We start from the raw sequence: 24428 nt of genomic DNA on the forward strand, positions 1-24428 counted from the left end.
AAGAGGCGCCCGCAACTGCGGGCGCCCCTTACGTTCGACCGTTGGACGCTCAGCTCCAGGCGTTGCCCTGGTTCTGGGCGTGGGCGCCGTGCTGGCCCATGCCGTACTGCGCGGCGAGGCCCTGGCCGATGCCGGCGTTCTGCGGCGGCAGAAGTTCGCTGGGCTGAACGAGCGCGTAGCCGCTGCCCATGAAGCTCAGCTCCCAGCCCTCGCCGGTGTTGCCGCGGCGCCGCCACACCCCGGAGGAATGCGTCTGGGCCTGCATCTGGACGCGCAGGCCGGTGGACCAGGCGACGATCGCGTCGGCGTCGCAGTTGACGTACTTGTCGGGCGTGACCTGCATCATCAGCGGCGCGCCCGAGGTCATCAGGGCGACCTTGCCGCGGCCGGTGATGTTGAGCTGGTACTTCCCGGAGCCGGAGATGCCGTACTGGCTGTCCACTGCGATGACCTCGTGGTGCAGCGAGGAGTCCATCGCGAGGACGTAGCTGCTGTCGACGGTGAGGCCGTCCTGCTCCACATCCACTACGTGGATGTGCTGGGCGAGGTTGGCGAGGAAGACCGTGCCCTGCCCGTGGCAGCGCATCAGGCTGAGGCCCTCGCCGGTGGCCGCACGCGCGTAGGCCTGCCGGGTGTTCTGGTACTCGGCGTCGAACTCGACGAGCCCCTGGTAGGCGACCATCGTGCCCTTGCGGGCGAGGATGTCGTCGTGGCCCTCCAGGACGATGCGCAGCATCTGCTTGTTCTGAAGGCTGTAGCGGTCCTGGGACTGCGAGTCGTTGAACGCGAAAAGCGGGCTCTGCATGGTGTCGTTTCCCCCCTCAGCCCCGGAGCCGGAGACGGTCGGTGCTGTCCTCGCTGGGCTGGACGACGACGATGCCCTGCCCGGAGAAGGCCATCTGGTAGGCCTCCCCGCTGCCCCGGCCGATCAGCGACTGCGCCTTGAAGCTGCGCTTGCCCTTCACCTTGAGGTTCGGGGACCAGGCGACGAGCGCGTCCGGGTCGACGTAGGTCTCGTCGTCGCCGCCACCGCAGTCGACGACGATCGGCTTGCCGCGGGAGGTCAGCGCGACCCACCCCTGGCCGCTGATCTTGGTGTTCCACAGGCCCTGCCCGGCGAACTTGGCGAGCCCCTTGACGCGCTCCACACCCCAGGTGAGGGAGGTGTCGAAGGCGAGCAGGTTGGTGGCGTTGACGGAGATCCCGTCGCCGTTGAGGTTGATCACGACGACGTCGGCGCCGTAGTCGGCGAGGTAGAGCAGTCCGTCCCCGGAGCACTTCATCAGGGGCGCGCCCTCGCCGGTCATCCAGTCGCGCGCGATCTGGCGCACGGCCGGCGGGTTGGGCTCGTACTGGATGAAGCCCTCGTAGGCGATCATCGAGCCCACGCGCGCGAAGAGGTCGCTTCCGGTCTGCATGGCGACCTTCAGCATGTTGTTGCCGTGGTTCTCCATACGGGCGGTGACGGGTGCGGGGGCATAGCCCGCGAGCGGCTGGTTCATGACGGGCTCCCTCAGACCTCGTAAGGCTGGACGACGACGAAGTTGCCGGGGGCGGCCCGGAACTGCAGGTTGACGCTCTCGCCGGTGTCTCCGGGGTACGCGTTGCGGCGCATCCGGACCTGGCTGGAGACGATCACCTGGGCGGCGGCGGACCAGGCGACGACGGCGTTGCAGTCGGCGAACGTGGTCGGAGTGACCGGCAGGACGACGGGCTCACCGTGGGTCTTCACGACGATGGTGCCGGTCCCCTGGAACTGCATCGTGAACAGCGCGCCCCCGGGGATGCCGTGTCCCTCGATGCGTCTGACCTCGTACTGGAGGCTCTCGTCGAAGGCGAGGACGTTCTCCGCGGAGACACAGATCGCGTCCCCCTGGAGCTCGACGGGGTGCAGGTTGGTGGAGTTCTCGGCGAGGAACACCTGGCCCTGGCCGGTGCAGCGCATCAGCTGCATCTCCTGGCCGGTCGCGTTGCCGACGAGCCGGCCGGCGAATCCGGCGCCCTTGTAGCCGAAGTCGACCTTGCCCTGGTAGAGCACCATGCTGCCCTGGCGGGCCAGCACGGGCTGGCCGCCGATGCCGAGGTCGACGCGAATCAGCTTCTTGTTCTGCTGCGTCCAGCGCTGGCCGGTGGGCGTCTCCTTGAACTTCTGCAGCGCGGCCGACACACCGGCGCCCTGGGGAGCGCCGGAGGGCACTCCGTAGGCGGCCGGCTGGGCCGGGACCTGCCCGTATCCGGGAGGGGCGGGCGGCTGCTGGCCGTAGCCGGGAGGCGCGGGCGGCTGGCCGTAGCCGGGCGGGGGCGGCGGTGCCTGACCGTACCCGGGAGGCAGCGGCGCGGTCTGGCCGGGGGCCTGCTGTCCGTACGGCTGGGGCGGCTGGCCGTAGGGCGCGGGGACGGGGCCCGGGGGCGGCACGGTTCCGGGGCCGGGCGGGGTCATCGGGGCGATGATCGTCGGCGCGGCGTGCACGGAGGGCGCGGGTGCCGGGGCCGGGGGCGGTGTGGCGCCCGGCGGGGGCGCAAAGCCCTGCGCGACCGGCTGGGGAGCCGGTGCGGGTGCCGGTGCGGACGGGGCGCCGAACGCGGGCGGCGCGAAGCCCGGGGCAGCGCCGGACTGCGGCTGCGGCGCGGCGGGAGCCTCTTCCTCCATGACCTCGCCGCCGAAGTTCTTCAGCAGCGCTTCGAGACCGCCGTCGAAGCCCTGACCGACGGCGGCGAACCGCCAGACGTCCTTCAGGTAGAAGTCGCCCAGCATCACGGCCCGCTCGGTGGTGAACTCCGAACCGTTGAACGAGTAGCGGGCCACTTCCTCGCCGCCCGCGACGATCCGGACGTACCCGGGGGCGATCTGGGACATCTGCCCGGCGCCGTCGATCGTGGCCGTGAACGCCAGCTTGTGGATCTGCGGCGGGATCTTGTCGAGCGTGACCCGGAAGGACTCGGCGTCGCCCGCCTGGGCGCCCAGGAGCTGGATCGACTCCTCGGGGGACTTCGGCTGGTTGAAGAACACGAAGTACCGGTCGTCCGAGAGCCGTTCCTCGGCGTCGAGACCGAAGCAGCTGATGTCGAACGTCAGCCCGAGGCCGGTGATCTGTACGCCTACGTACAGATCGGTGCCCGCGGTGAGGTCACTGATCTTGGCCTTGTGGCCGCGTTGGAATTCCCTGGCCATGCGTAACGACCGTCCCCCATCCCGATGCGATGTGCGTCGCGTCAGGCTAACGGCAATCTCCGACACCGGAGTAAGTCGGTACAGACCCGGTACACAATCCCCCACAGGGGACGGTCACTCCTCGCGGGCGCCCGGCGGATGGGGCAGCCGCTCGGCCGCGACCACGCCTTCGAGGTACCCCTTGGCCCGCTCGGTGCGCGGATACGCCTCCAGAAGCCGCCAGAAACGCGGCCCGTGTCCGGGCACCAGGAGATGCGCGAGCTCGTGCAGCAGCACGTAGTCGACGACGTACTCGGGCATGCCCTGAAGCCGGTGGGAGAGCCGGATGCTGCCCTCGGAGGGCGTGCAGGACCCCCAGCGCGTGTTCTGGTTGGTGACCCAGCGCACCGAGGTGGGCCGGGCGCGGCCGTCGAAGTACTGGGCCGACAGGCGCTCGGCGCGCTCGGCCAACTCCGTGTCACCGAGCACGCGTTTGCTTTCCTGGGCGGCCAGCTTGTCGAGCATGACGGTGACCCAGCGCTTCTCCTCCGCCTCGGACATGCGGGCGGGGATCAGCACGACGGTGCGATCGCCCTCGCGGTACGCGGAGACCGTTCTGCGCCGACGCGCACTCCTGCGAACCTCGATCGCGCTCGCCCCCGAGCCGCTTGGCGGCTGGCTCGTCGTACTGCGCTGTGGTTTTCCGGCGCTGTGCAGTGGGTCGGCGGGCACGCCATGACGTTACCCTCTGCACACGCGGGAAGTCCCGACTCCGGGACGGTTTCGGTGTCGATCCCCCACCAAGCGTTTGATTCGTACGACGAATCCCCACCGCCTGTGGACAACTTTCGGCGTCCTCCGGCCCGGCCGGGCACTCTGGCACCACCGGCGGAGCACCGACCAGCTCCACCGGAACACGGGACGTACTTCCTACGGCTACGGGGGCCTGTCATGCATCCGATGGTGAAGCCGGCGCTGCGGCGCGGCTGGCGCGATCTCAACACCGTGCAGTTCGGGATGACACCGGCGCACGCGATGACGCTGGGCCCGATGGACACGGCGACGGGCAGTTTCCTGGACCTGCTCAACGGCACGCGCGGACTGCCGCTCCTTCGCGAGGAGGGCCGGCGAATGGATCTGCCCGACGGCCATGTCGACCAGTTGCTGAAGGGGCTCGCACACGCGGGACTGCTCGACGACGCGAAAGGGGGCGGTCCCGCGGCGGACGCGCTGCGTGCGAAGAAGGACGTCCTGGACCGGCTGCGCCCGGATCTCGCGTCGCTCTCCCTGACGACCGGCGAGCCCGGCGCGGCGATGGCCCGACTGGCGGCGCGTCGCGGACTGCGCGTGCAGGTGAGGGGCGCGGGCCGGGTGGGCGCGGTGCTGGCCTCCCTGCTGTCGGGTGCGGGGGTCGGCGAGGTCGACGTGCGCGACGGCGGTGACACCGAGCCCTGGGACGTCGCTCCGGGCGGGCTGCCCGCCGAGGCCGTCGGCGAGCGCCGGGACGAGTCGGCACGGCGGGCGGTGCGCCGGGCGGCCCCGGACCGGTCGCCGCGCCGGACCTCGGGGACCGCGCGAGAGGCGGGCGAACCCGGTTTCTCCCTGGTGGTCCTCGCCCCGCGCGACGATGTCGCCGTGCACGCGCCGGACCCGTCCGCCGCCGCCGACCTGATCGCCTCGGGGACCCCTCATCTGTACGCCGGTGTCGTGGAGGGCACGGGAACGGTGGGCCCGCTGGTGCTGCCCGGCGAGTCGGCGTGCGCGGGCTGTCTGCACCACGCGCGCACCGACCGGGACCCGACCTGGCCCCGGCTGGTCGCCCAGTGGCGCTCCGGCAGGCAGCCCCGGGTACGGCCCTGCGATCTGGCGCTGGCCACGACCGTCGCCGGCCTGGCGGCCACGCACGCGCTCGCCTTCCTGGACGGCCAGTCGCCGTCGAGCGCGGGCGCGCGGTGGGAGGCCTCGCTACCCGGTCTGCACTGGCACGCGCGACCGGTCTGGGCACATTCCGCCTGCCCCTGCGGAGCCGCAGAAAGAGAGGCGGAGAAAGGTAAGGAGGGACACACCTCTACGGACGAGGATCGACACGCGACAATGGCAGAGGACCGGCCGTCGAGGGACGTGCGCCGCAAGGCGGACTCGGCCCGGCCGGCTGGGACTTGGAGGGCGCATGTCTGATCTTCCCCGCAAGGCGGTCACCCGTACCGCCAAGCTCGCCGCGCTCCCGCTCGGCTTCGCCGGGAGAGCCACCTGGGGGCTCGGGAAACGGATCGTGGGCGAGTCCGCGGAGATCGTCGGCCGTGAGCTGCAACAGCGCACGGCGGAGCAGCTGTTCAAGGTGCTCGGCGAGCTCAAGGGCGGGGCGATGAAGTTCGGGCAGGCGCTGTCCGTCTTCGAGTCGGCGCTGCCCGAGGAGGTCGCCGGTCCCTACCGTGCCGCGCTCACCAAGCTCCAGGAGGCGGCGCCGCCGATGCCGACGCGCACCGTGCACGGTGTGCTGGCGGAGCGGCTTGGTGAGGACTGGCGCGAGTTGTTCGTGGAGTTCGAGGACAAACCCTCGGCCGCGGCGTCCATCGGCCAGGTGCACCGGGCGGTGTGGCACGACGGCCGCGAGGTCGCGGTCAAGGTGCAGTACCCGGGCGCCGGCGAGGCCCTGCTCTCCGACCTGACCCAACTGAGCCGTTTCGCCCGCCTGTTGGGCCCGCTCATCCCCGGGATGGACATCAAGCCCCTCATCGCCGAGCTCCGCGACCGGGTCTCCGAGGAGCTGGACTACGGCTTGGAGGCTCAGGCCCAGCAGGTGCACGCGGAGGAGTTCGAGGGCGACCCGGATGTCGTGGTGCCCGCCGTGGTCCACCAGTGCGACCAGGTCCTGGTCACGGAGTGGATCGACGGGATTCCGATGTCGGAGGTGATCGCCGACGGCACCCAGGAGCAGCGCGACCGGGCGGGTCAGCTCCTGGCCCGCTTCCTGTTCTCCGGCCCGGCCCGTACGGGTCTGCTCCACGCGGACCCGCATCCGGGCAACTTCCGGCTGCTGCCCGCCGACCCGGACGGCAAGGGCGACTGGCGCCTGGGTGTCCTGGACTTCGGCACGGTCGACCGGCTCCCCGGCGGTCTGCCGACCCCCATCGGCGATTCCCTGCGCATGACGCTCGACGGCGAGGCCGAGGCGGTCTACGAACTGCTGTGCGCGGAGGGCTTCGTCAAGGAGTCGATAGAGCTGGACCCGGACGCCGTCCTCGACTACCTGGTGCCGATCATCGAGCCGGCCCAGGTCGACGAGTTCACCTTCACCCGGGGCTGGATGCGCAGTCAGGCCGCCCGGATCGCCGATCCCCGCTCCCCCGCCCACCAGTTGGGCAAGCAGCTCAATCTGCCTCCGGCGTACCTCCTGATACACCGAGTGACATTGAGCACAATCGGCGTTCTGTGTCAGCTGGGTGCGACGGTACGGCTGCGCGAGGAGCTGGAGGAGTGGCTGCCGGGGTTCGTGCCGGAGGAGCCGGACGAGTACGGGGAGTTCGGGGACGAGGAGGAACCGGCCGCGCAAGCCTGAGCCCCGCCGCGAGGACGGGCGCGAGCGCGGCCTACCACCAGTCGGAGTCAAGCCGTCCCTCGATCGCCCTGAGGTTCTCCCTGGCGCAGGCGTCACAGAAGTACTGCCGGGTTCCGTTCTCCACGGAGCAGGTCCAGGTGGGTTGCGGGTCTTCGGACCGGGTGCCGCAGCGGGCGCACACAACGGGCTGGGGCTCCGCGGTGGAGGCGCTGGTGTCGCTGCCTCCGGGACGACTCGTCACCCGGCGACGATAACGCCGCGGCCGGGGATCGGCGGCAGAACGCACCGCGGGGGCCGGTCCGTTCGGACGGACCGGCCCCCGCGGGGAGCATTCGCCTCCGGGCTGGGGAGGCCACCGCTTCAGGTGTGATCGGTTACTGCATGACGGCCATGGCGAGCGCACGGCGGGCGCGCATCGACGCGCGCTCGGCCCTGCGCTGCATCCGGCGGGCGGCCAGCAGGCGCGTGACCTGTCGTTCCCGCTCGGCCTCCTGCAGGCGCTCGTGCATATGCGCACGGGCCAGGGCTTCTGGAATGAGTTGCATCTCTCGGGTCCTGTTCTGGCGCGACTCGGTCGCACCCGGAGTGGTGAAGTCTGGGATCGCGGAGCCCGCGGGCTCGCTGGGAGTGGACGGCTTCATCGGGGCCTGCTTCTTGGGGTCGTGCGTGAGGGGGCGGTCGATCGTTCCGAAGATGGTGTTCATGCCGTGACCGGGTTCTTGCGCGGACGGCCACGCGGCCGCTTGCGGGCCACGACGACACCCTGGACGAAGAGCTCGCCACCCCAGACGCCCCAGGGCTCACGCCGCTCCTTGGCGCCGGCGAGGCAGGCCTCGATCAGCGGGCAGGTGCGGCAGAGGGACTTGGCGTACTCGACATCGGCCGGCGACTCGGCGAAGAAGACCTCCGGGTCGTAGGAACGGCAGGGGACGGGCACGCCGAGGTTCTCGATGGCGTCGTCGAGCGCGGTGAGCGCAGTGAGCGGAGTCAAGGTGGAGTCCTCCGTGAGGCCGGGCGGGGGGATCGTTTCGGAAGGCGGTACGGACGGGGCGTGCGCTTCGAGTTGCACGGTTGTTCTTCCTCGTCTGGTCGGTCCGGCCCTGTTGGGCCGGGTGTCGGCTTGGTACCGGGTTCTTTTCTTGTCCCGAGGCCCCTTCGCTCCGTCGTCCCCGTTCGGGGAAAACAGAAGGGCCGCGGATCCCGGATGGGGTTCCGCGGCCCTGAAGGCGCCGGCCTGATCGATCAGGCTGGATCACTCCAGGGTTCTGGCCCACGGAAGGCCCACATCTGGTGGTGCTGCGTCGTCTGCTTCCGGCTTCCGGCACCGGGCGCAAAGGCATAGGCCTGCGCCTGTGCTCCTACTGCTTCCAGTGCCTTGGTCGGTCGCTCATTGCGCTCACGGATGGGAAGAACCGCGAGAGACAGGGCGGACGCCGGACGGGCGGCAGAAATGCCGGACAGACCGGTGCCCAGGTTCGAAACGCCGAGCATGCACAGGGAGACGACCGAGGGATCGGTCATTTTCACGATGCTGGCGGAGCTGGTGTTGATGCTGATCACTGGAATCGCCTCCTCTCGGCGTCTCGGGGGACCGGGCGTGAACCCGATCCTTCGGATATGCAAGTACATCACGGAATCAGGGCCTTCGAGAAGGCCTTCTGTTCCCGTGGCTTAGAACCTATGGGGATCGCTGGGGCATGCGCAAACTATTTTTCCGACGAGTTTCCATCAGTCCCCCGCGGCACCCTCCACAGGCTCCTGACCGCCGCAGATGGCCAGGACATCGGCTCCGTAGCGGTTGAGCTTGCGCACTCCGACGCCGGGGATCCGCGCGAGTTCGCCCTCGTCGTCGGGGACGGTCTCGGCGATCGCCATCAGCGTCTTGTCGGTGAAGACGCAGAACGCCGGCTGGCCGCTGCGCTGCGCCTGGACCTCACGCCACTCCCGCAACCGCTCGTAGAGGCCCTCGTCCATGTCGGACGGGCAGTCCTCGCAGCGCATCAGTTTCATCTCGCCGGCGTCGGTGAGCGTGCGACCGCAGACCCGGCAGCGGGCCACGGTGCGCTGCGCCCGCCGGGGGACGGCTGTGGGACCGGTGCCCGTGTAGCCGCGCTCGATGCCGCCGGGGGCGACCAGGCCGGGTCTGCCCGCGGCACCGGTCGAGCCGGGGCGCAGGCCGTCCAGGAAACGGCTGGGGCGGCGGCTGGGGCGACTGCCGGGTGAGCGGGCGAGGGCCCAGGAGACGTGGAGCCGCTCTCTGGCGCGGGTGACTCCGACGTACAGGAGGCGGCGCTCCTCCTCGATCTGTTCGTCGGTCTTCGCGTAGGAGATCGGCATCATGCCCTCGGCGACGCCGACCAGGAAGACGGCGTCCCACTCCAGGCCCTTGGCCGAGTGCAGGGAGGCGAGGGTGACGCCCTGGACGGTGGGGGCGTGCTGGGCGGTCGCCCGCTCGTCGAGTTCGGCGACCAGGTCGGCGAGGGTGGCTCCGGGTCTGGCCGCGGCGAAGTCCTGGGCGAGGTTGACCAGGGCGGCCAGGGACTCCCAGCGCTCTCTGACGGCTCCGGAGCCGGCCGGTGGCTCGGTGGTCCACCCCTCGCCGGAGAGGACGGCACGGACCTGGGAGGGCAGGTCGACGACGTCGTCGAGGAGGGAGTCGTTGCCACCGAAACGGGCCGCGCCGCGCAGGGCGACGCCGGCCTTGCGGACCGCGGGGCGGTCGAAGAACCGCTCCGCCCCGCGGAGTTGGTAGGGGACTCCGGCGTCTGCGAGGGCCTGTTCGTAGGTCTCGGACTGGGAGTTCGTGCGGAACAGGATCGCGATCTCGCTGGCCGGGACGCCCGCCGCCATCAGGTCACGGATGCGGCGGGCGGCGCCCTCGGCCTCGGCGGGCTCGTCGGTGTAGTCGGCGTAGAGGGGCTCGGGACCCGCGGCGCGCTGGGAGATCAGCTCCAGCCGGTGGTCGGCGGCCCGGCCACGGGCCTGGGAGAGCAGGCCGTTGGCGAGGTGGACGACCTGGGGTGTGGAGCGGTAGTCGCGGACCAGCTTGACGACGGTGGCGCCGGGGTGGCGGGCGCGGAAGTCGAGGAGGTGGTCGGGGGTCGCCCCGGTGAACGAGTAGATCGTCTGGCTGGCGTCGCCGACGACGCACAGATTGTCACGGTCACCGAGCCACAGCTCCAGGAGGCGCTGCTGGAGCGGGCTGACGTCCTGGTACTCGTCGACCACGAAGTGCTGGTACTGCGAGCGGACCTGTTCGGCGATGTCGTGCCGGTCCTGGAGGACGGCGACGGTGAGCAGCAGGACGTCCTCGAAGTCGATGACCGCGCGGTCGCGTTTGACGTCCTCGTAGGTGGCGTAGAGCTGGGCGATCTCGGCGGCGGCGCGGGGGATGTCGCGGCCCGCCTTGGCCGCCGCGGCGGCGTAGTCGGAGGGGACGGTCTGGGTGACCTTGGACCACTCGATCTCGGCGGTGACGTCCCGCAGTTCGCCTCGGTCGAGTCGGATGCGGCAGGCCGCCGCCGCGTCGGCGACGAGCTGGATCTTGCGGTCGACGAGCCGGGGCATGCTGCCACCGATCGCTTTCGGCCAGAAGTACTGGAGCTGACGCAGGGCGGCGGAGTGGAACGTGCGTGCCTGCACTCCCGTGGCGCCGAGCTGGCGTAGCCGGCCGCGCATCTCGCCGGCGGCGCGGTTGGTGAAGGTGACGGCCAGCACGCTGGAGGACTGCAGGACTCCGGCGCGCACTCCGTAGGCGATGCGGTGGGTGATCGCCCGTGTCTTGCCCGTTCCGGCGCCCGCCAGCACGCACACCGGACCGCGCAGGGCGGTCGCCACCTCGCGCTGCTCGGGGTCGAGCCCTTCGAGCACCGCGTCGGCCGAGTCCGGTACCTGCGGGAAGAGGGGGGAGTGCGTTGCTGCTGTCACACGGCCATGCTGCCAGGTCGCCGGAGACGGGTGAGCCGGTTGTCCACAGGGAGGCACCCGCAGTCGTACTAATGCGGCAGGCGTCACGTCCCGCGGGATACCCCCGGCGGGAATGGCGGGTGCGTCGCGTACGTTTCCACCACTGCGAGGACATATTCCCTGAGCTGTTGAGGAGCGCGAGAGAATGTCGGGCACCGTGACGATGTACAGCACCACCTGGTGCGGTTACTGCCGTCGGCTGAAGAGCCAGATGGACCGCGAGGGCATCGCGTACAACGAGGTCAACATCGAGCTGGACCCGGATTCCGCGGCGTTCGTCGAGAAGGCGAATGGCGGGAACCAGACGGTCCCGACCTTGCTCTTCGCCGATGGTTCGACACTCACGAACCCTTCGCTGGCCCAGGTCAAGCAGAAGGTCGGCGCCTGATCGGTGGTCGGCGCGCGCGGCTCCGTGGAAGGCGGCTCCTGATACGTCAGGGGCCGCCTTCTTGCTGTCTGCTTCCTGTTGCCGGCCTCAGACGAAGCTGCGCGTCGGCAGCGGCTTGCCGTACCAGAGTTCGATCAGGCGGGCCGCGATCGAGATGCCGTAGGGCGGCAGCACCTCTTCGGACTCGAAGGCGGCGCGCAGTTCCTCGCGGGAGAACCAGCGGGCCTCGTGGATCTCGTCGCCGTCGACGTTGATCTCCGTCGAGGTGGCACGGGCCATGAAGCCGAGCATGAGGCTGGACGGAAAGGGCCAGGGCTGGCTGGCGACGTACTCGACGTGGCCGACGGTGATGCCGGCCTCCTCGAAGACCTCGCGGCGCACCGACTGCTCGATGGACTCGCCGGGCTCCACGAAGCCGGCGAGCGTCGAGAAGCGGCCCTCGGGCCAGTGCACCTGACGGCCGAGCAGGATGCGGTCCTCCTCGTCGGTGACCGCCATGATCACGGCGGGGTCGGTGCGAGGGTAGTGCTCGGCGCCGCAGGCCGGGCAGCGGCGGATGTGGCCGGCCGCGGCGATGACCGTGCGCTCGCCGCAGCGGGAGCAGAAGCGGTGCAGGCGCTGCCAGTTCTCCAGGGCGACCGCGTGCACCATCAGGCCCACGTCCCGGGGTGACAGCAGCAGCCCCGCCTCGCGCAGGCCCGCCGCCCGTGCCGACTGGTCGATACGGCCCGGCAGCGCGTCCTTCTGGAGGGCGAAGTAGCTGACGCCGTCGTCGTCGGTGCCCAGGAAGTAGCGGTGGGCCTCGGTGAGGGGGGCCTCGAAGGACGGGGTCATGACGAGTTCGGTGCTGCCGTCGGGCGTCTCGTCGATGAGGACCTGGCCGCCGGAGACCACGAAGCAACGGGTGGTGGGGTGGCTCCACGCCGCCGCGAGCCAGGCCTCGTCGAGCCGGTGGTGGGCGGCTCGGTCGATGCCGCTCGGGGCGGTGAGCGAGATGGGTCGATCGGCTGTGTGGTCGGTCCAGGTGGTCACGGGTGCTTCCAACTCCCCCGGCAATGCGGATTGTTTCGGCGGGCGGTTCAGCGGGACGTACGGCAGGAGGCGACCGGGTCCGGCGGGGACGGGTGTGCGGGGCGGTTCTTCCAGTGTGCCTCGCGCGCGTCGCCGTTCCGGATCGCGTGGTTCGTCAGGGCGCGTGGCGCCAGGTGTCGGCGAGGTCTCCCCACAGGTGGGCGGTGGTTTCGACGCCCTTGAGGAGGAGGTCGAGTTCGACCTTCTCGTTCGGGGCGTGCCAGCCGTCGGAGGGGACGGAGATGCCCAGGAAGAGGACGGGTGCCCCGAGGACTTCCTGTAGGTCGGCGGCCGGTCCCGAGCCTCCCTCGCGAGTGAAGAGGACCGGTTTCTCGAAGGCGACGGCCATGGCGCGGACGACGGACTGGAGAGCCGGGTGGTCCAGCGGGGTCAGGCACGGGCGCGTGGCGGCACTGAACTCGATCTCCTGGCGGATGCCGTCGGGCACCTGCCGGGCGGCCCAGTCGCGGACAACCTTCTCGATGTGGTCGGGGTCCTGGCCGGCGACCAGCCGGAAAGAGAGCTTCACCATGGCCGAGGACGGGATGATCGTCTTGCTGCCCGGGCCCTGGTAGCCGCCGCCGATGCCGTTGACCTCGGCGGTGGGTCGGGCCCAGATGCGCTCCAGGGTGGTGTGCCCGGCCTCGCCGTGGGTGGCGTACGACTTGGCGGTGCGCAGCCACTGCGGCTCGTCGAACGGCAGCTCGGCGAAGAGTTCGCGCTCCTGCTCGGTGAGTTCGACGATGCCGTCGTAGAAGCCGGGGACCGTCACGCGTGCGTGCTCGTCGTGCAAGGCGGCGACGAGGCGGGCGGCTACGGTCGCCGGGTTGGGCACGGCGCCGCCGAAGGAGCCGGAGTGGATGTCCTGGTCCGGGCCGTACAGGCGGATCTCGCACTCGGCGAGGCCGCGCATGCCGGTGCACACCGTGGGGGTGTCCTCGGACCACATGCCGGTGTCGGAGACGATCACGGCGTCGGCGGCGAGCCGGTCGGCGCGCTCCTCGACGAGTGCCCGGAAGTGCGGGGAGCCTGACTCCTCCTCGCCCTCGACGAGCAGCTTCAGGTTGACGGCCGGGGTGGTGCGGCCGGTGGCGGCGAGGTGGGCACGGACGCCGAGTGTGTGGAAGAACACCTGGCCCTTGTCGTCGGCGGCCCCGCGCGCGTAGAGGCGGTTTCCGCGGACGACTGGCTCGAAGGGCTCGCTGTCCCAGCCGTCCTCGCGGGCGGCGGGCTGTACGTCGTGATGGCCGTAGACGAGGACCGTGGGTGCTTCGGGGTCGTCGGAGGGCCACTCGGCGAAGACGGCCGGTGCGCCCGGGGTCGGCCAGACCTCGGTGGTCGGGAAGCCGGTCTCCAGGAGTGCGGCGGCGAGCCAGTCCGCGCTGCGCCGGACGTCGGGCGCGTGCTCGGGCTGCGCCGACACGGACGGGATGCGCAGCCACTCGGCGAGGTCGTCGAGGAAGACCGCGCGGTGCTGCTCGATGTACGTGCGGACCGCGCTGACGGCACTGTCAACGGTGTGGCTCATGGTCACGAGCCTATCGGCCCGCACTGACATCCTCGGTGGGCGGTTCCTCACAGTTTGCTTGCGCGGCCGGCTACTCCCCCTGCGCGCCAGGTGATTCCGCCCGCGCGCCCGGCTCCTCCAGCAGCAGCCGCTCCAGTGCCGCCCGGTCCGGGAGGCCCTCCGGCCGGACTACCTCGCCGCCGCGCACGTAAAGGAACGCGGCGGTGACCGCTTCCAGCGGCACGCCCTGCCGCTCGGCCCAGGCGAGCCGGTAGATCGCGAGCTGGAGCGGGTCGGCGGTGCGGGTGGTGCTGGTCTTCCAGTCGAGGATCTCGTACGTCGCCTCGTCGCCGTCGCCCTGTTTGTAGACGGCGTCGATACGGCCCCGTACGACGCGGCCGGCGATCGAGAGCTGGAAGGGGGTCTCGACGCGGTAAGGCGTGCGCCGGGCGTACTCGGTGCGTTCGAAGGCGTCCTTGAGTGCTTCCAGATCTCGTTCGTCGGCGATCTCGGCTTCGCTGCCGGGCAGTTCCTCCGGCTCCAGCATGGGCAGGGTCAGCTCTTCGAAGCGTGATTCCACCCAGGCGTGGAAGCGGGTGCCTCGACGTGCGGCGGGTTGTGGAGGGCGTGGCATGGGGCGCGCGAGTTCCTGCGCGAGCCCGTCCGGGTCGGCGGCCAGGTGCAGCAGCTGGGTGGCGGTGAGGGAGGCCGGCAGGGGGACGTCCGTGACGCCCCGGCGGGCGCGCAGGAGTTCACCGGTGAGCGCGTCGAGGTCACGGTCCCAGGAGGCGATGGCTCGGGCTTCCTCGGGGGTGAGGCGGGTCCCGGGCGGTTCCGTGGGACGTGGGCGGGCGCCCCCAGGCGCACTGGGGTGTTCGGCGGGGTGCGGGGCCGTGGCCTGGTGCGGGACGGTCGGGCGGTCCGTGGTCCAGTCGTCCCAGTCGGCGGGATCGTCCTCCGGGAGGCCGTCCTCGGCGTCGAGGGGGGTTTCCTCGTAGCGGGGCTCGTCGTAGGTCGGCTCGTCGTCCTCCGGTGGCGGGGGCCAGTCCGGGTCGTCGTAAGCGTCCGGGTCGTGGGTGGCCGCGGGGTGGCCCTCGTCGTGGGAGGCGAGGCGCTCCAGGTGGTCCATGACCATCTTGGCGGCCTGGTGGCGGTGGGCCATCGCCCTGTCGTCCAACGGCAGTGGCCAGGCCTGGTCGGCGGTGGCCGTCTGCAGGGCGGGGTTCTCCTCGCCCTCCTCGGGTTCGTCCGCCCAGGCCTCGATCTCGCCGTACCCGGCCACCGAGTGGTCGTGGAGGGCCTGGAGGAAGTCGGACGGTCCCCGGGGCTTCTTCTGGCTGGGCCCCCACCAGTGGCCGGAGCCGAGCAGCAGGGAGCGGGGGCGGGTGAAGGTGACGTAGCCGAGGCGGAGTTCCTCGGTGCGCTGGTGGTCCTTCATGGCCTCGTGGAAGGCCTTCATGCCTTTGGAGTCCCAGGAGGCGACGTCGGGCAGGGTGGCGGTGTCGCCGCGCAGCGCGTGCGGGAGGACCTTGCCCTGGGCGGTCCACTTCTCGCGACCCTGGCTGCTGGGGAAGGTGCCGGTCACCAGGCCGGGAACTGCTACGACATCCCACTCCAGGCCCTTGGACTTGTGCGCGGTGAGGACCTTGACGGTGTTCTCCCCTCCGGGGAGGGCGTTGTCGAGGCCCTTCTCGTACTGGGCGGCGGTGCGCAGGAAGCCGAGGAAGGCGAGCAGGGTCGCCTCGCCGTCGCCGGCGGCGAAGGAGGCGGCAACGTCCAGGAAGTTCGACAGGGTCTCGCGGCGGCGGGCGGCCAGGGCGTGCGGGGACGCCGCGAGTTCGACCTCCAGGCCGGTGACGGCCAGCACACGGTGCAGGACGTCCATGAGGGGGTCGGACAGGGAGCGGCGCAGGTCGCGCAGTTCGGTGGCGAGGCGGGCGAAGCGCACGCGGGCGTCCGATGAGAAGGGCAGCCCGTCGTCGTCCCCGGTGCCGTCGGAGCCGTAGAGGGGGGTCTCCAGGAACGTGTCGAGGGCGTCGGCGAGCGATATCACCTCGGAGGGGTCGACCCCCTCGACGGCTGCGGCGAGCCTGCGATCCGGGTCTTCGTCGGCCCCCACACGCGCGTGGGCCACGAGAAATCGGGCGCGTCGCCCCAGGAGGGCGAGGTCGCGGGGGCCGATGCGCCAGCGCGGGCCGGTCAGCAGCCGGACCAGGGAGGCGTTGGCGCCGGGATCCTGGAGGACTTCGCAGACGGCGACGAGGTCGGCGACCTCGGGCAGGTGCAGCAGTCCGGAGAGGCCGACCACCTCGACGGGGATGTCGCGGGCCACCAGGGCACCCTGGATCTCGGCGAAGTCGGTGGCCGTGCGGCACAGGACGGCGATCTCGCCGGGCGCCTTACCTGTCCGTACGAGGTGGGCGATGGAGTCGCCGAGCCAGTCGATCTCCTCGGCGTGGGTGGGCAGCAGCGCGCAGCGCACCATGCCGTCGCGCTCGGCGCCGGGGGCCGGGCGAAGGGCCTCCACGCCCGCGTGCATGGCGCGCAGGGGTTCCGCGAGGCCGTTGGCGAGGTCGAGGAGGCGGCCGCCGCTGCGGCGGTTCTCGCTGAGCGACTGGCGGGCGGCGAGGCGGCCGTCGGCGTGCGCGAAGTGCTGGGGGAAGTCGTCGAGGTTGGCGACGGACGCGCCGCGCCAGCCGTAGATCGCCTGGCAGGGGTCGCCGACGGCGGTCACCGGGTGGCCCGTGCCGGAGCCGAACAGGCCTGCCAGCAGGATGCGTTGGGCGACCGAGGTGTCCTGGTACTCGTCGAGCAGCACCACCCGGAACTCGTCGCGCAGGATCTCCCCGACCTCGGGGCGGGTGCGCGCCAGGGTCGCGGACAGGGCGATCTGGTCGCCGAAGTCGAGCAGGTCCCGCTCGCGCTTGGCGGTCCGGTAGCGGCTCACCAGTTCGGTGAGTTCACGGCGGGCGGCAGCCGCCTCGGGGACCTTGCGGAGTTCGGGGTTGCTGAGTTTGCGGCCCTCCAGGTTGCGCAGCAGCTCGATGTCGTAGGCGCGCAGCTTCTCGGGCCGTACGAGGTGTTCGGCCAGCTCGGCGTCGAGGGTGAGGAGGTCGCTGACGAGGTCCGGGAAGGAGCGGGTGAGCGCCGGGTAGGGGCCGGGGGCCTCGCGCAGCACGCGCGCGGCGAGCTGGAAGCGGGTGGCGTCGGCGAGGAGGCGGGACGTCGGTTCGAGGCCGATGCGCAGGCCGTGGTCGGTCAGGAGGCGGCCCGCGAAGGCGTGGTACGTCGAGATCACCGGCTCGCCCGGGGGGTTGTCCGGGTCGATGACATCGGGGTCGGTGACGCCCGCCTTGATCAGCGCCTTGCGGACGCGCTCGGCGAGTTCACCGGCGGCCTTGTTGGTGAAGGTCAGACCGAGGACCTGTTCGGGGGCGACCTGGCCGGTGCCGACCAGCCACACCACGCGGGCCGCCATCACCGTCGTCTTGCCCGACCCGGCTCCGGCCACGATCACCTGCGGGGCGGGCGGCGCGATGATGCAGGCCGTCTGCTCCGGGGTGAAGGGGATGCCGAGGAGCTCCTTGAGCTGATCGGGATCGGTGATACGGGCGGGCATGTCGGAGAGGCTAGCGGCGGCCACTGACAGTCGAGGACCAATCGCCCTCGGGGGAAGAAGAAGCGCAGCTCAGCACGGGTGGTGCGATGTGTCACGCGCGCTACTCGACCACGTGCCGCCCCTCGGGCCGCGCGCTGCACGAGGCCCGGAACGCGCAGTGCGCGCAGTGCTGGCCGGTCTTCGGCGTGAACCGTTCGTCGAGGACCTTGCCCGCGGCCGTGGCCAGCAGTTCACCGGCCCACTCCCCCTCCAGGGGCTCCTGGGCCTGCACCTTGGGCAGGGTCTCGCCGCCGTCCCGTACGGCGGCGCCCTGGCGCAGCTGGACGAGTTCGGCGCCGCCCGGCTCTGGGCGCACTCCGTCGAAGGCGTCGTCCACGGCGCCTTCCTGGACGGCGAGTTGGTAGACGGCGAGTTGGGGGTGGCGTTCCACCTCGCGGGCGGTCGGCGTCTGCTTGCCGGTCTTGAAGTCGACGACGTAGGCGCGCCCCTCGTGGTCCGTCTCGACGCGGTCCATGGAGCCGCGGATGCGCACCTCGTAGTCGCCCGCTTCGAGGGTGACGTCGAAGTCGTGCTCGCTGGCGACCGGGGTGCGGCTGGCGCGGAGGCTGTTGGAGTCGACATGCCACTTCAGGAAGCGTTCGAGCGCCACGCGCGCGTTGTCCTTCTCCTGCGCCGACTTCCAGGGCGCGTCGAAGGCGAGCGCGTTCCACACGGTGTCGAGGCGTTCCATGAGGACGGCCAGGTCGGCGGGGGTGCGTCCGGAGGCGACCTCGTCGGCGAGGACGTGCACCACGTTCCCGAAGCCCTGGGCCGCGGTTGCGGGGGCGTCGGCCTTCACCTCGCGGCCCAGGAACCATTGCAGGGCACAGGTGTTGGCGAGCTGGTCGAGGGCGCTTCCGGAGAGCACGACGGGCTGGTCGCGGTCGCGCAGCGGCACCTTGCTCTCGGTCGGCTCGAACATGCCCCACCAGCGGTAGGGGTGCGCGGACGGGACCAGCGGGCGGCCGTCCTCGTCGGCGAGCGCGGCCAGCCGGGCCAGCCTCCGCGCGGCGGCCTCCCTGAGGGTGTCGGACACGCGCGGGTCGACGGTCGTGGCGCGCAGCTCGGCGACCAGTGCGGCGACGGACAGCGGGCGGCGCGGGCGCCCTGTGACGTCCTTGGGCTCGACGCCGAGTTCGGTGAGGAAGCGGGAGGGCTGGTCGCCGTCGTCGGCGGGTGCCTTCACAGCGGTGACTACGAGGCGTTCACGCGCGCGCGTGGCAGCAACGTAGAACAGGCGGCGTTCCTCGGCGAGCAGTGCCCCTGGGGTGAGCGGTTCAGCGAGTCCGTCGCGGCCGATGCGGTCCGCCTCCAGGAGCGAGCCGCGGCGGCGCAGGTCCGGCCACAGGCCCTCCTGGACACCGGCCACGACGACCACCCGCCACTCCAGGCCCTTGGAGCGGTGCGCGGTCATCAGGCGTACGGCGTCGGGGCGTACGGCACGCCGGGTGAGGGTGTCGGCGGCGATGTCCTCGGCGTCGATCTCCTCCAGGAAGTTGAGGGCGCCGCGGCCCCCGGTGCGCTCCTCCGCGCGGGCCGCGGTCGCGAACAGCGCGCAGACGGCGTCCAGGTCCCGGTCCGCGTTGCGCCCGGCCGCGCCGCCGCGCAGCGTGGCCCGCTCCAGGCGCCCGGGCCAGGGGGTGCCCTGCCAGAGGTCCCACAGCGCCTCCTCGGCCGTACCGCCGCCCGCCAGGCGCTCCCGTGCCTTGCGCAGCAGCGCGCCCAGGCGCTGGGCACCACGCGCGTACGTGGGGTCGTGCGCGACCAGCCGCTCCGGCTCGGCGAGCGCCCGCGTGAGCAACTCGTCGGAGGGCGGCGGCACGGGGTTGCCACCGGCCCGCTCCTCCTCCCGCAGCGCCCGGCCCAGGCGGCGCAGATCGGCGGCGTCCATGGCGGCGAGGGGCGAGGCGAGCAGGGTGAGGGCGGTCTCGGTGTCGAGCCAGGAGGGGGTGGCGGCGGGCGGATCTTCGGGATCGGCTTCCGGCGGGGCCTGTTCGCCGTCTCCTTCTACGGCGGTGTCCACAGCGTCGGCTTCCGGCACGGCGTCTGTGCCGTCGGCTTCCGGCACGGCGCCCACGTCTTCGGCATCCTCTTCGGCCTGTACGGCTTCATTGCCCCGCACGGCTTCGGTGTCGTCCTCGGGGCGTGCCGACGCCTCCGCCGTGGCGACCGCCCGCAGCGCCGTCAGCAGCGGGGCCACCGCCGGCTCGTGCCGGAGCGGCAGGTCGTCGCCGTCGATGTCCAGGGGGACGCCGGCCGCGGTGAGGGCGCGTCGGACCGTGGGGATCGTCCGGGAGCCGGCGCGCACCAGGACGGCCATGTCCTTCCAGGGGACGCCGTCCTCCAGGTGTGCCCTGCGGAGGATGTCGGCGATGTTGTCCAGCTCCGTGCCGGGGGTCGGGTACGTGTACACCTCGACGCGTCCACCGTCGCGCACCGGGGACAGCTCGCGGTGGGCGCGCACCTTCTGGGCCGGGAGCCGGGTCAGGGGCATGCGCTGGGTCAGCAGGCGGGTGGCGGTCAACAGGCCGGCGCCGGAACGGCGGGAGGTCCGGAGCACCTCCACGGGGGCGGGGGTGCCGTCCGCGCGCGGGAAGGCGCTCGGGAAGTCCAGGATGCCGTTCACATCGGCGCCCCGGAACGTGTAGATCGACTGGTCGGGGTCGCCGAAGGCGACGAGGGTGCGGCCGCCGCCGGCGAGGGCGTGCAGCAGCCGTACCTGGGCCGGGTCGGTGTCCTGGTACTCGTCCACGAACACGGCGTCGTACTGCGCGGCGAGCCGTTCGGCGGCCTCGGGGCGGTGGGCGAGCAGCACCGCGCGGTGGACCAGTTCCGCGTAGTCGAGCACTCCTTGGAGGTCGAGTACGTCGAGGTACTCGGCGAGGAAGGCGGCGGCTGCCCGCCAGTCGGGGCGGCCGATGCGGCGGGCGAAGGCGTCGAGGGCGTCGGGGCCCAGGCCGAGTTCGCGGCTGCGGGCGAGGACCGCGCGGACCTCGTCGGCGAAGCCGCGGGTGGTCAGGCAGGCCCGCAGTTCGTCCGGCCAGCGCACGTGCGCGAGGCCGAGCCGCTCCAGGTCGGGCTGGCCGGCGAGCAGTTCGCGTACGGCGACGTCCTGTTCGGGGCCGGAGAGCAGCCGTAGGGGCTCGACGAACAGTTCGCTGTCCTGGTGGGCGCGGACCAGGGCGTAGCAGAACGAGTGGAAGGTGGTGGCCCGGGGCGCGCGGGCGGCGCCGATGCGCAGTGCCATGCGGTCGCGCAGTTCGACGGCGGCCTTGCGGCTGAACGTCAGCACGAGGATCCGCGCGGGGTCACCTCCCCGGGCGATCCGGGCCGCGACGGACTCCACGAGGGTGGTGGTCTTGCCGGTGCCGGGACCTGCGAGGACGAGGAGCGGACCGGCCCCATGGTCAACCACCGAGCGCTGTGGCGCGTCCAGGTGAGGGGGAGCCGGCCGGGTCGGCGGGGTACGCACCAGTCGGTAAGCGCCACGGTTCCCCTGTCGCACCTGGGGGTGCGACAGGCGCCTGGTGGAGGAAGAGGAGCTCACGTGGTTCGCCGGTCCTGGTGGGTGTACTGGTTGGCAGGCTGCCGCGCGTCGGGGGCGGTGGCAGCGGGGTGAGGGGGACGCGTGCAGCCGACGCTACGCCGACGGGTCGTACGGAAGCGGGACTTCTGCTTCTTCCCCCGCGGCTCTCACGACCCGTGTGTCCCTCGCCCCTCGAACGTACGGCATGCCACGGACGTGCCCTGTTTCCCCCGTACGGGCCACAGGCCGCACCGGGGCGGGTCCGATGGCGGAAGCTGTCAGGTGTGACCGTCCGCGCGTTCGCCGCCGTCCCATCGCGCCCGTTTCATGTCGACGCGCGGCAGGTGGCCCTCGGCGGCTCTGTTCGCCTCCTTCAGAGGAGTGCCCTCCTCGCGGTAGCGGGCGAGGGCCTCCAGTTCGTGGCCGGGGAGCAGCACGCCGTCCGCGCGGACGACGCGCCACCACTCGACGGCTCCTCCGTAGAGGGCCATCACCCGGCCGACCTGGCGCGGCCCGCCCTCCTCCAGCCATTCGGCGACGTCGCCGTACGTCATGACGCGCCCGGGCGGGATGCGTTCGGCCACGTCGAGGACCCGCTCCGCGTACTCGGGCAGCGCATCCGCGTGCTCCGGGCCGGTGTCGTCCGGAAGGCTCTGCTCGCTCATCCGCCCCATCCTGCCGCACACCACCGACAACGCGACGCGCTGGCGAGTGTGGGTATCCCTCGCCCCGGAGCGGCGCTTGGGGCAGACTGTGCGCCCCCGCATTTGCACCCTGATGCCCCCGTGTGTCGGTGGGGCATGCCACCATCGTGCGGGCGGTGAACAGGTGATACGAGATCAAGAAGAGACGATGAAGCAGCAGGGTGTGCACCCCGAAGACGCGGAGGGCACCTCTGACGCTGCGTCGCGCCCGGACACCGCCGACGCGCCCGAGCAGGACCCCTCGGAGGATCCCGTCGAGGCGCCCACGCCCGGCCCCGACGACTGCGACGGCGACATGCACGCCGAAGAGGTCGAGGGCGACGAACCGCTCCTCCCCGCGCGCGTGCACCGCCCTTCCGATCTCATGCGCCTCCTGGTGGGCGTTCTCGCGATCGTCGTACTGCTCGCGATCGCCGCGTTCGCGCACGGCACGACCTCGGGGCTCGAACAGGACATCAACAAGGGCACCGGCCAGGCGCCCGACCTGCTGATCAAGATCGCGGGGCTGGCGTCGAGCATCGCCATCCTGCTGGTGCCGGTCGCCTTCGCGATCGAGCGGCTGATCAAGCGGGACGGGCTGCGCATCGCCGACGGCGTGCTCGCGGCGGTCCTCGCGCACGGAGTGACGCTCGCCACGGACCTGTGGGTCGCCAAGGCCGCCCCGGGGTCCATCCAGGAGGCGCTCACCCAGCCCTCCCCCGGTGACATCCATGCGCTCACCGACCCGGTGCACGGCTATCTGGCGCCCGTCATCGCCTATATGACGGCCGTCGGCATGTCCCGCAGGCCGCGCTGGCGCTCCGTGCTGTGGATCGTGCTGCTGCTGGACGCGTTCTCGATGCTGGTCACCGGGTACACGACCCCGTTCTCGATCATCCTGACGGTGCTGATCGGCTGGACCGTCGCCTACGGGACGCTGTACGCGGTGGGCTCCCCGAACGTGCGTCCCACCGGCCGGACGCTGATGGCCGGCCTGCGGACGGTCGGCTTCCACCCCGTGGGCGCGGCCCGCGAGGAGGCCGTCGACACGGAGAACGGCGATCGCGGCCGGCGCTACTTCGTCACCCTGGAGGACGGTCCGCCGCTGGACGTCACCGTGGTCGACCGGGAACAGCAGGCCCAGGGCTTCTTCTACCGCGCGTGGCGCAATCTGACGCTGCGCGGCTTCGCGACCCGCAGCAGCCTCCAGTCGCTGCGCCAGGCGCTGGAGCAGGAGGCCCTGCTCGCCTACGCGGCGATCGCCGCCGGGGCCAACGCCCCCAAGCTGATCGCGACCTCGGAGCTCGGCCCGGACGCCGTCATGCTCGTCTACGAGCACACCGGCGGGCGCACCCTCGACTCGCTCGCGGACGACGAGATCACCGACGATCTGCTGCGCCTGACCTGGCACCAGGTGCAGGCGTTGCAGTCACGGCGCATCGCCCACCGCAGGCTCGCCGGTGACGCGATTCTGGTGGATCGTTCCGGCAAGGTGATCCTGACCGACCTGCGCGGCGGCGAGATCGCGGCCGGTGAGCTGCTGCTGCGCATGGACGTCGCCCAGTTGGTGACGACGCTCGGGCTACGGGTGGGCGCCGAGCGCGCGGTGGCGTCGGCGGTCGGTGTCCTCGGCCCCGACGCCGTGGCCGACTGTCTGCCGATGCTCCAGCCCATCGCGCTGTCGCGCTCCACGCGCGCGACGCTGCGCCGGCTGTCCCGGGAGCGGGCCCAGCGGGAGCGCGAGGCGATCCTTGAGGCGTCCCGGCAGACCCGGCTGGCGCACGCCGAGGCGAACTCGGAGAGCGGCTCGGCGCCCGTACTCGAGAAGCCCGACAAGAAGGCCGTACGGGCGGAGCAGCGGGCCGAGAAGCGGGCCATCGACGATGCCCTGGACGAGGCGCGCGAGGAGGATCTGCTGACCCAGATCCGCCACCAGGTGCTGTTGATCAGGCCGCAGGCGCCGGTCGAGCCGGCCCGTCTGGAGCGGGTGCGGCCACGGACGCTGATCAGTTTCATCGCCGGTGCGATCGGCGCGTACTTCCTGCTGACGCAGCTCACGCACATCGAGTTCGGGCCGCTCGTCGCCAACGCCCAGTGGGGCTGGGTGGCCGCGGCCGTGCTGTTCTCGGCGCTGAGCTACTTCGCGGCGGCGATGGCCCTCCTGGGGTTCGTGCCGGAGCGGGTGCCGTTCCTGCGGACCGTGGCGGCACAGGTCGCCGGGTCGTTCGTGAAGATCGTGGCCCCGGCCGCGGTCGGCGGTGTCGCCCTGAACACCCGCTTCCTCCAGCGTGCCGGGGTGCGGCCCGGGCTCGCGGTGGCCAGTGTCGGCGCCTCGCAGTTGTTCGGCCTGGGCTGCCACATCCTGATGCTGCTGTCGTTCGGCTATCTCACCGGCACCGAGAAGACGCCGTCGCTGTCGCCGTCCAGGACGGTGATCGCCGGGCTGTTGACGGTGGCGGTGCTCGTGCTCGTGGTGACCTCGGTGCCGTTCCTGCGGAAGTTCCTCGTCACGCGCGTGCGGTCGCTGTTCGCGGGCGTGATCCCGCGCATGCTCGACGTGCTGCAGCGGCCGCAGAAGCTGGTCACCGGCATCGGCGGCATGCTGCTGCTGACGGCCTGCTTCGTGATGTGCCTGGACGCGTCGATCCGGGCGTTCGGCGACCAGTCGACGTCGCTCAGCCTGGCGAGCGTCGCGGTCGTCTTCCTCGCGGGCAACGCGCTCGGTTCCGCGGCCCCGACGCCCGGCGGTGTGGGCGCGGTCGAGGCGAGCCTGACGCTCGGTCTGATCGCCGTCGGCCTGCCCAAGGAGGTCGCCGCTCCGGCGGTGCTGCTGTACCGGCTGCTGACGCTGTGGATCCCGGTGCTGCCCGGCTGGCTGTTCTTCAACCACCTGTCCCGCAAGGGCTCCCTGTAGAGCAC

Annotated in this window: 18 protein-coding genes; 4 read left to right on the top strand and 14 right to left on the bottom strand. The window is 71.7% G+C overall.

Annotation, left to right across the window (positions count from 1 at the left end; all coding sequences use genetic code 11):
• Window positions 1-49: 49 nt before the first annotated feature.
• From ACQHII_RS16980 to ACQHII_RS16995, 4 genes are all read right to left on the bottom strand, one after another.
• Window positions 50-805, bottom strand: a complete 756-nt coding sequence (locus tag ACQHII_RS16980; protein ID WP_399114725.1) for an AIM24 family protein — start codon at window positions 803-805, stop codon at window positions 50-52.
• 16 nt (window positions 806-821) lie between these two features.
• Window positions 822-1502: an AIM24 family protein gene (locus ACQHII_RS16985; protein WP_427920093.1), complete on the bottom strand. Its 681-nt coding sequence runs from the start codon at window positions 1500-1502 to the stop codon at window positions 822-824.
• An 11-nt stretch (window positions 1503-1513) separates the two neighbouring features.
• Window positions 1514-3172 (bottom strand): TerD family protein, encoded by a 1659-nt coding sequence (locus ACQHII_RS16990; RefSeq protein WP_427920094.1) that lies wholly within the window; start codon window positions 3170-3172, stop codon window positions 1514-1516.
• Window positions 3173-3286: 114 nt separating this feature from the next.
• A complete protein-coding gene (locus ACQHII_RS16995; RefSeq protein ID WP_201052424.1) occupies window positions 3287-3883 on the bottom strand; it encodes a M48 metallopeptidase family protein in 597 nt (198 codons plus the stop codon).
• A 219-nt stretch (window positions 3884-4102) separates the two neighbouring features.
• On the opposite strand from ACQHII_RS16995, the gene ACQHII_RS17000 reads away from it, so the two are divergent.
• Window positions 4103-5329 (top strand): ThiF family adenylyltransferase, encoded by a 1227-nt coding sequence (locus ACQHII_RS17000; protein ID WP_427920095.1) that lies wholly within the window; start codon window positions 4103-4105, stop codon window positions 5327-5329.
• Window positions 5322-6710, top strand: a complete 1389-nt coding sequence (locus ACQHII_RS17005) for an ABC1 kinase family protein (protein ID WP_427920096.1) — start codon at window positions 5322-5324, stop codon at window positions 6708-6710. The genes ACQHII_RS17000 and ACQHII_RS17005 overlap by 8 nt, the downstream gene beginning before the upstream one ends.
• A 31-nt stretch (window positions 6711-6741) precedes the next feature.
• On the opposite strand, the gene ACQHII_RS17010 is transcribed toward ACQHII_RS17005, so the two are convergent.
• The 5 genes from ACQHII_RS17010 to ACQHII_RS17030 all read right to left on the bottom strand — a co-directional run bounded on the left by ACQHII_RS17010 (window position 6742) and on the right by ACQHII_RS17030 (window position 10637).
• A complete protein-coding gene (locus tag ACQHII_RS17010; protein WP_427920097.1) occupies window positions 6742-6951 on the bottom strand; it encodes a hypothetical protein in 210 nt (69 codons plus the stop codon).
• A gap of 133 nt (window positions 6952-7084) precedes the next feature.
• A complete protein-coding gene (locus ACQHII_RS17015; RefSeq protein WP_427920098.1) occupies window positions 7085-7414 on the bottom strand; it encodes a hypothetical protein in 330 nt (109 codons plus the stop codon).
• The gene (locus ACQHII_RS17020; RefSeq protein WP_019072119.1) at window positions 7411-7779 is read right to left on the bottom strand and encodes a WhiB family transcriptional regulator; all 369 of its coding nucleotides are present in this window, start codon (window positions 7777-7779) and stop codon (window positions 7411-7413) included. The genes ACQHII_RS17015 and ACQHII_RS17020 overlap by 4 nt, the downstream gene beginning before the upstream one ends.
• A 173-nt stretch (window positions 7780-7952) precedes the next feature.
• Window positions 7953-8270, bottom strand: a complete 318-nt coding sequence (locus ACQHII_RS17025; RefSeq protein ID WP_200715742.1) for a hypothetical protein — start codon at window positions 8268-8270, stop codon at window positions 7953-7955.
• Between the two features lie 168 nt (window positions 8271-8438).
• A complete protein-coding gene (locus tag ACQHII_RS17030) occupies window positions 8439-10637 on the bottom strand; it encodes an ATP-dependent DNA helicase UvrD2 (RefSeq protein ID WP_427920099.1) in 2199 nt (732 codons plus the stop codon).
• Window positions 10638-10821: 184 nt separating this feature from the next.
• Between ACQHII_RS17030 and ACQHII_RS17035 the strand changes: the two genes are divergently transcribed.
• Window positions 10822-11064, top strand: coding sequence for a mycoredoxin (locus ACQHII_RS17035; protein WP_019072117.1), 243 nt, complete (start codon window positions 10822-10824; stop codon window positions 11062-11064).
• Between the two features lie 87 nt (window positions 11065-11151).
• On the opposite strand, the gene nudC is transcribed toward ACQHII_RS17035, so the two are convergent.
• From nudC to ACQHII_RS17060, 5 genes are all read right to left on the bottom strand, one after another.
• A complete protein-coding gene (gene nudC / locus ACQHII_RS17040) occupies window positions 11152-12096 on the bottom strand; it encodes an NAD(+) diphosphatase (RefSeq protein ID WP_019072116.1) in 945 nt (314 codons plus the stop codon).
• A gap of 154 nt (window positions 12097-12250) precedes the next feature.
• Complete coding sequence (locus ACQHII_RS17045) at window positions 12251-13663, bottom strand: dipeptidase (protein ID WP_427920100.1); 1413 nt, start codon at window positions 13661-13663, stop codon at window positions 12251-12253.
• A 70-nt stretch (window positions 13664-13733) separates the two neighbouring features.
• On the bottom strand, window positions 13734-17261 hold the full coding sequence (locus ACQHII_RS17050) for a UvrD-helicase domain-containing protein (RefSeq protein WP_427920101.1): 3528 nt from the start codon (window positions 17259-17261) through the stop codon (window positions 13734-13736).
• Between the two features lie 100 nt (window positions 17262-17361).
• On the bottom strand, window positions 17362-20847 hold the full coding sequence (locus tag ACQHII_RS17055; RefSeq protein ID WP_427920102.1) for an ATP-dependent helicase: 3486 nt from the start codon (window positions 20845-20847) through the stop codon (window positions 17362-17364).
• A gap of 257 nt (window positions 20848-21104) precedes the next feature.
• Entirely contained in the window at window positions 21105-21491 is a 387-nt protein-coding gene (locus tag ACQHII_RS17060; protein ID WP_427920103.1) for an MGMT family protein, read from the bottom strand.
• A 187-nt stretch (window positions 21492-21678) separates the two neighbouring features.
• Between ACQHII_RS17060 and ACQHII_RS17065 the strand changes: the two genes are divergently transcribed.
• Complete coding sequence (locus ACQHII_RS17065) at window positions 21679-24423, top strand: lysylphosphatidylglycerol synthase transmembrane domain-containing protein (RefSeq protein ID WP_427920104.1); 2745 nt, start codon at window positions 21679-21681, stop codon at window positions 24421-24423.
• Window positions 24424-24428 lie beyond the last annotated feature (5 nt).

Origin of the sequence: Streptomyces sp. cg40 (genome assembly GCF_050320165.1) — a bacterium.
Classification (GTDB): Bacteria; Actinomycetota; Actinomycetes; order Streptomycetales; family Streptomycetaceae; genus Streptomyces; species Streptomyces hokutonensis.

Excerpts from the sequence above, each read along its gene's own strand:
- ACQHII_RS16980 (WP_399114725.1), bottom strand. The coding sequence starts at position 805 with ATGCAGAGCCCGCTTTTCGCGTTCAACGACTCGCAGTCCCAGGACCGC.
- ACQHII_RS16985 (WP_427920093.1), bottom strand. The coding sequence starts at position 1,502 with ATGAACCAGCCGCTCGCGGGCTATGCCCCCGCACCCGTCACCGCCCGT.
- ACQHII_RS16990 (WP_427920094.1), bottom strand. The coding sequence starts at position 3,172 with ATGGCCAGGGAATTCCAACGCGGCCACAAGGCCAAGATCAGTGACCTC.
- ACQHII_RS17000 (WP_427920095.1), top strand. The coding sequence starts at position 4,103 with ATGCATCCGATGGTGAAGCCGGCGCTGCGGCGCGGCTGGCGCGATCTC.
- ACQHII_RS17005 (WP_427920096.1), top strand. The coding sequence starts at position 5,322 with ATGTCTGATCTTCCCCGCAAGGCGGTCACCCGTACCGCCAAGCTCGCC.
- ACQHII_RS17015 (WP_427920098.1), bottom strand. The coding sequence starts at position 7,414 with ATGAACACCATCTTCGGAACGATCGACCGCCCCCTCACGCACGACCCC.
- ACQHII_RS17035 (WP_019072117.1), top strand. The coding sequence starts at position 10,822 with ATGTCGGGCACCGTGACGATGTACAGCACCACCTGGTGCGGTTACTGC.
- ACQHII_RS17045 (WP_427920100.1), bottom strand. The coding sequence starts at position 13,663 with ATGAGCCACACCGTTGACAGTGCCGTCAGCGCGGTCCGCACGTACATC.
- ACQHII_RS17050 (WP_427920101.1), bottom strand. The coding sequence starts at position 17,261 with ATGCCCGCCCGTATCACCGATCCCGATCAGCTCAAGGAGCTCCTCGGC.
- ACQHII_RS17060 (WP_427920103.1), bottom strand. The coding sequence starts at position 21,491 with ATGAGCGAGCAGAGCCTTCCGGACGACACCGGCCCGGAGCACGCGGAT.
- ACQHII_RS17065 (WP_427920104.1), top strand. The coding sequence starts at position 21,679 with ATGAAGCAGCAGGGTGTGCACCCCGAAGACGCGGAGGGCACCTCTGAC.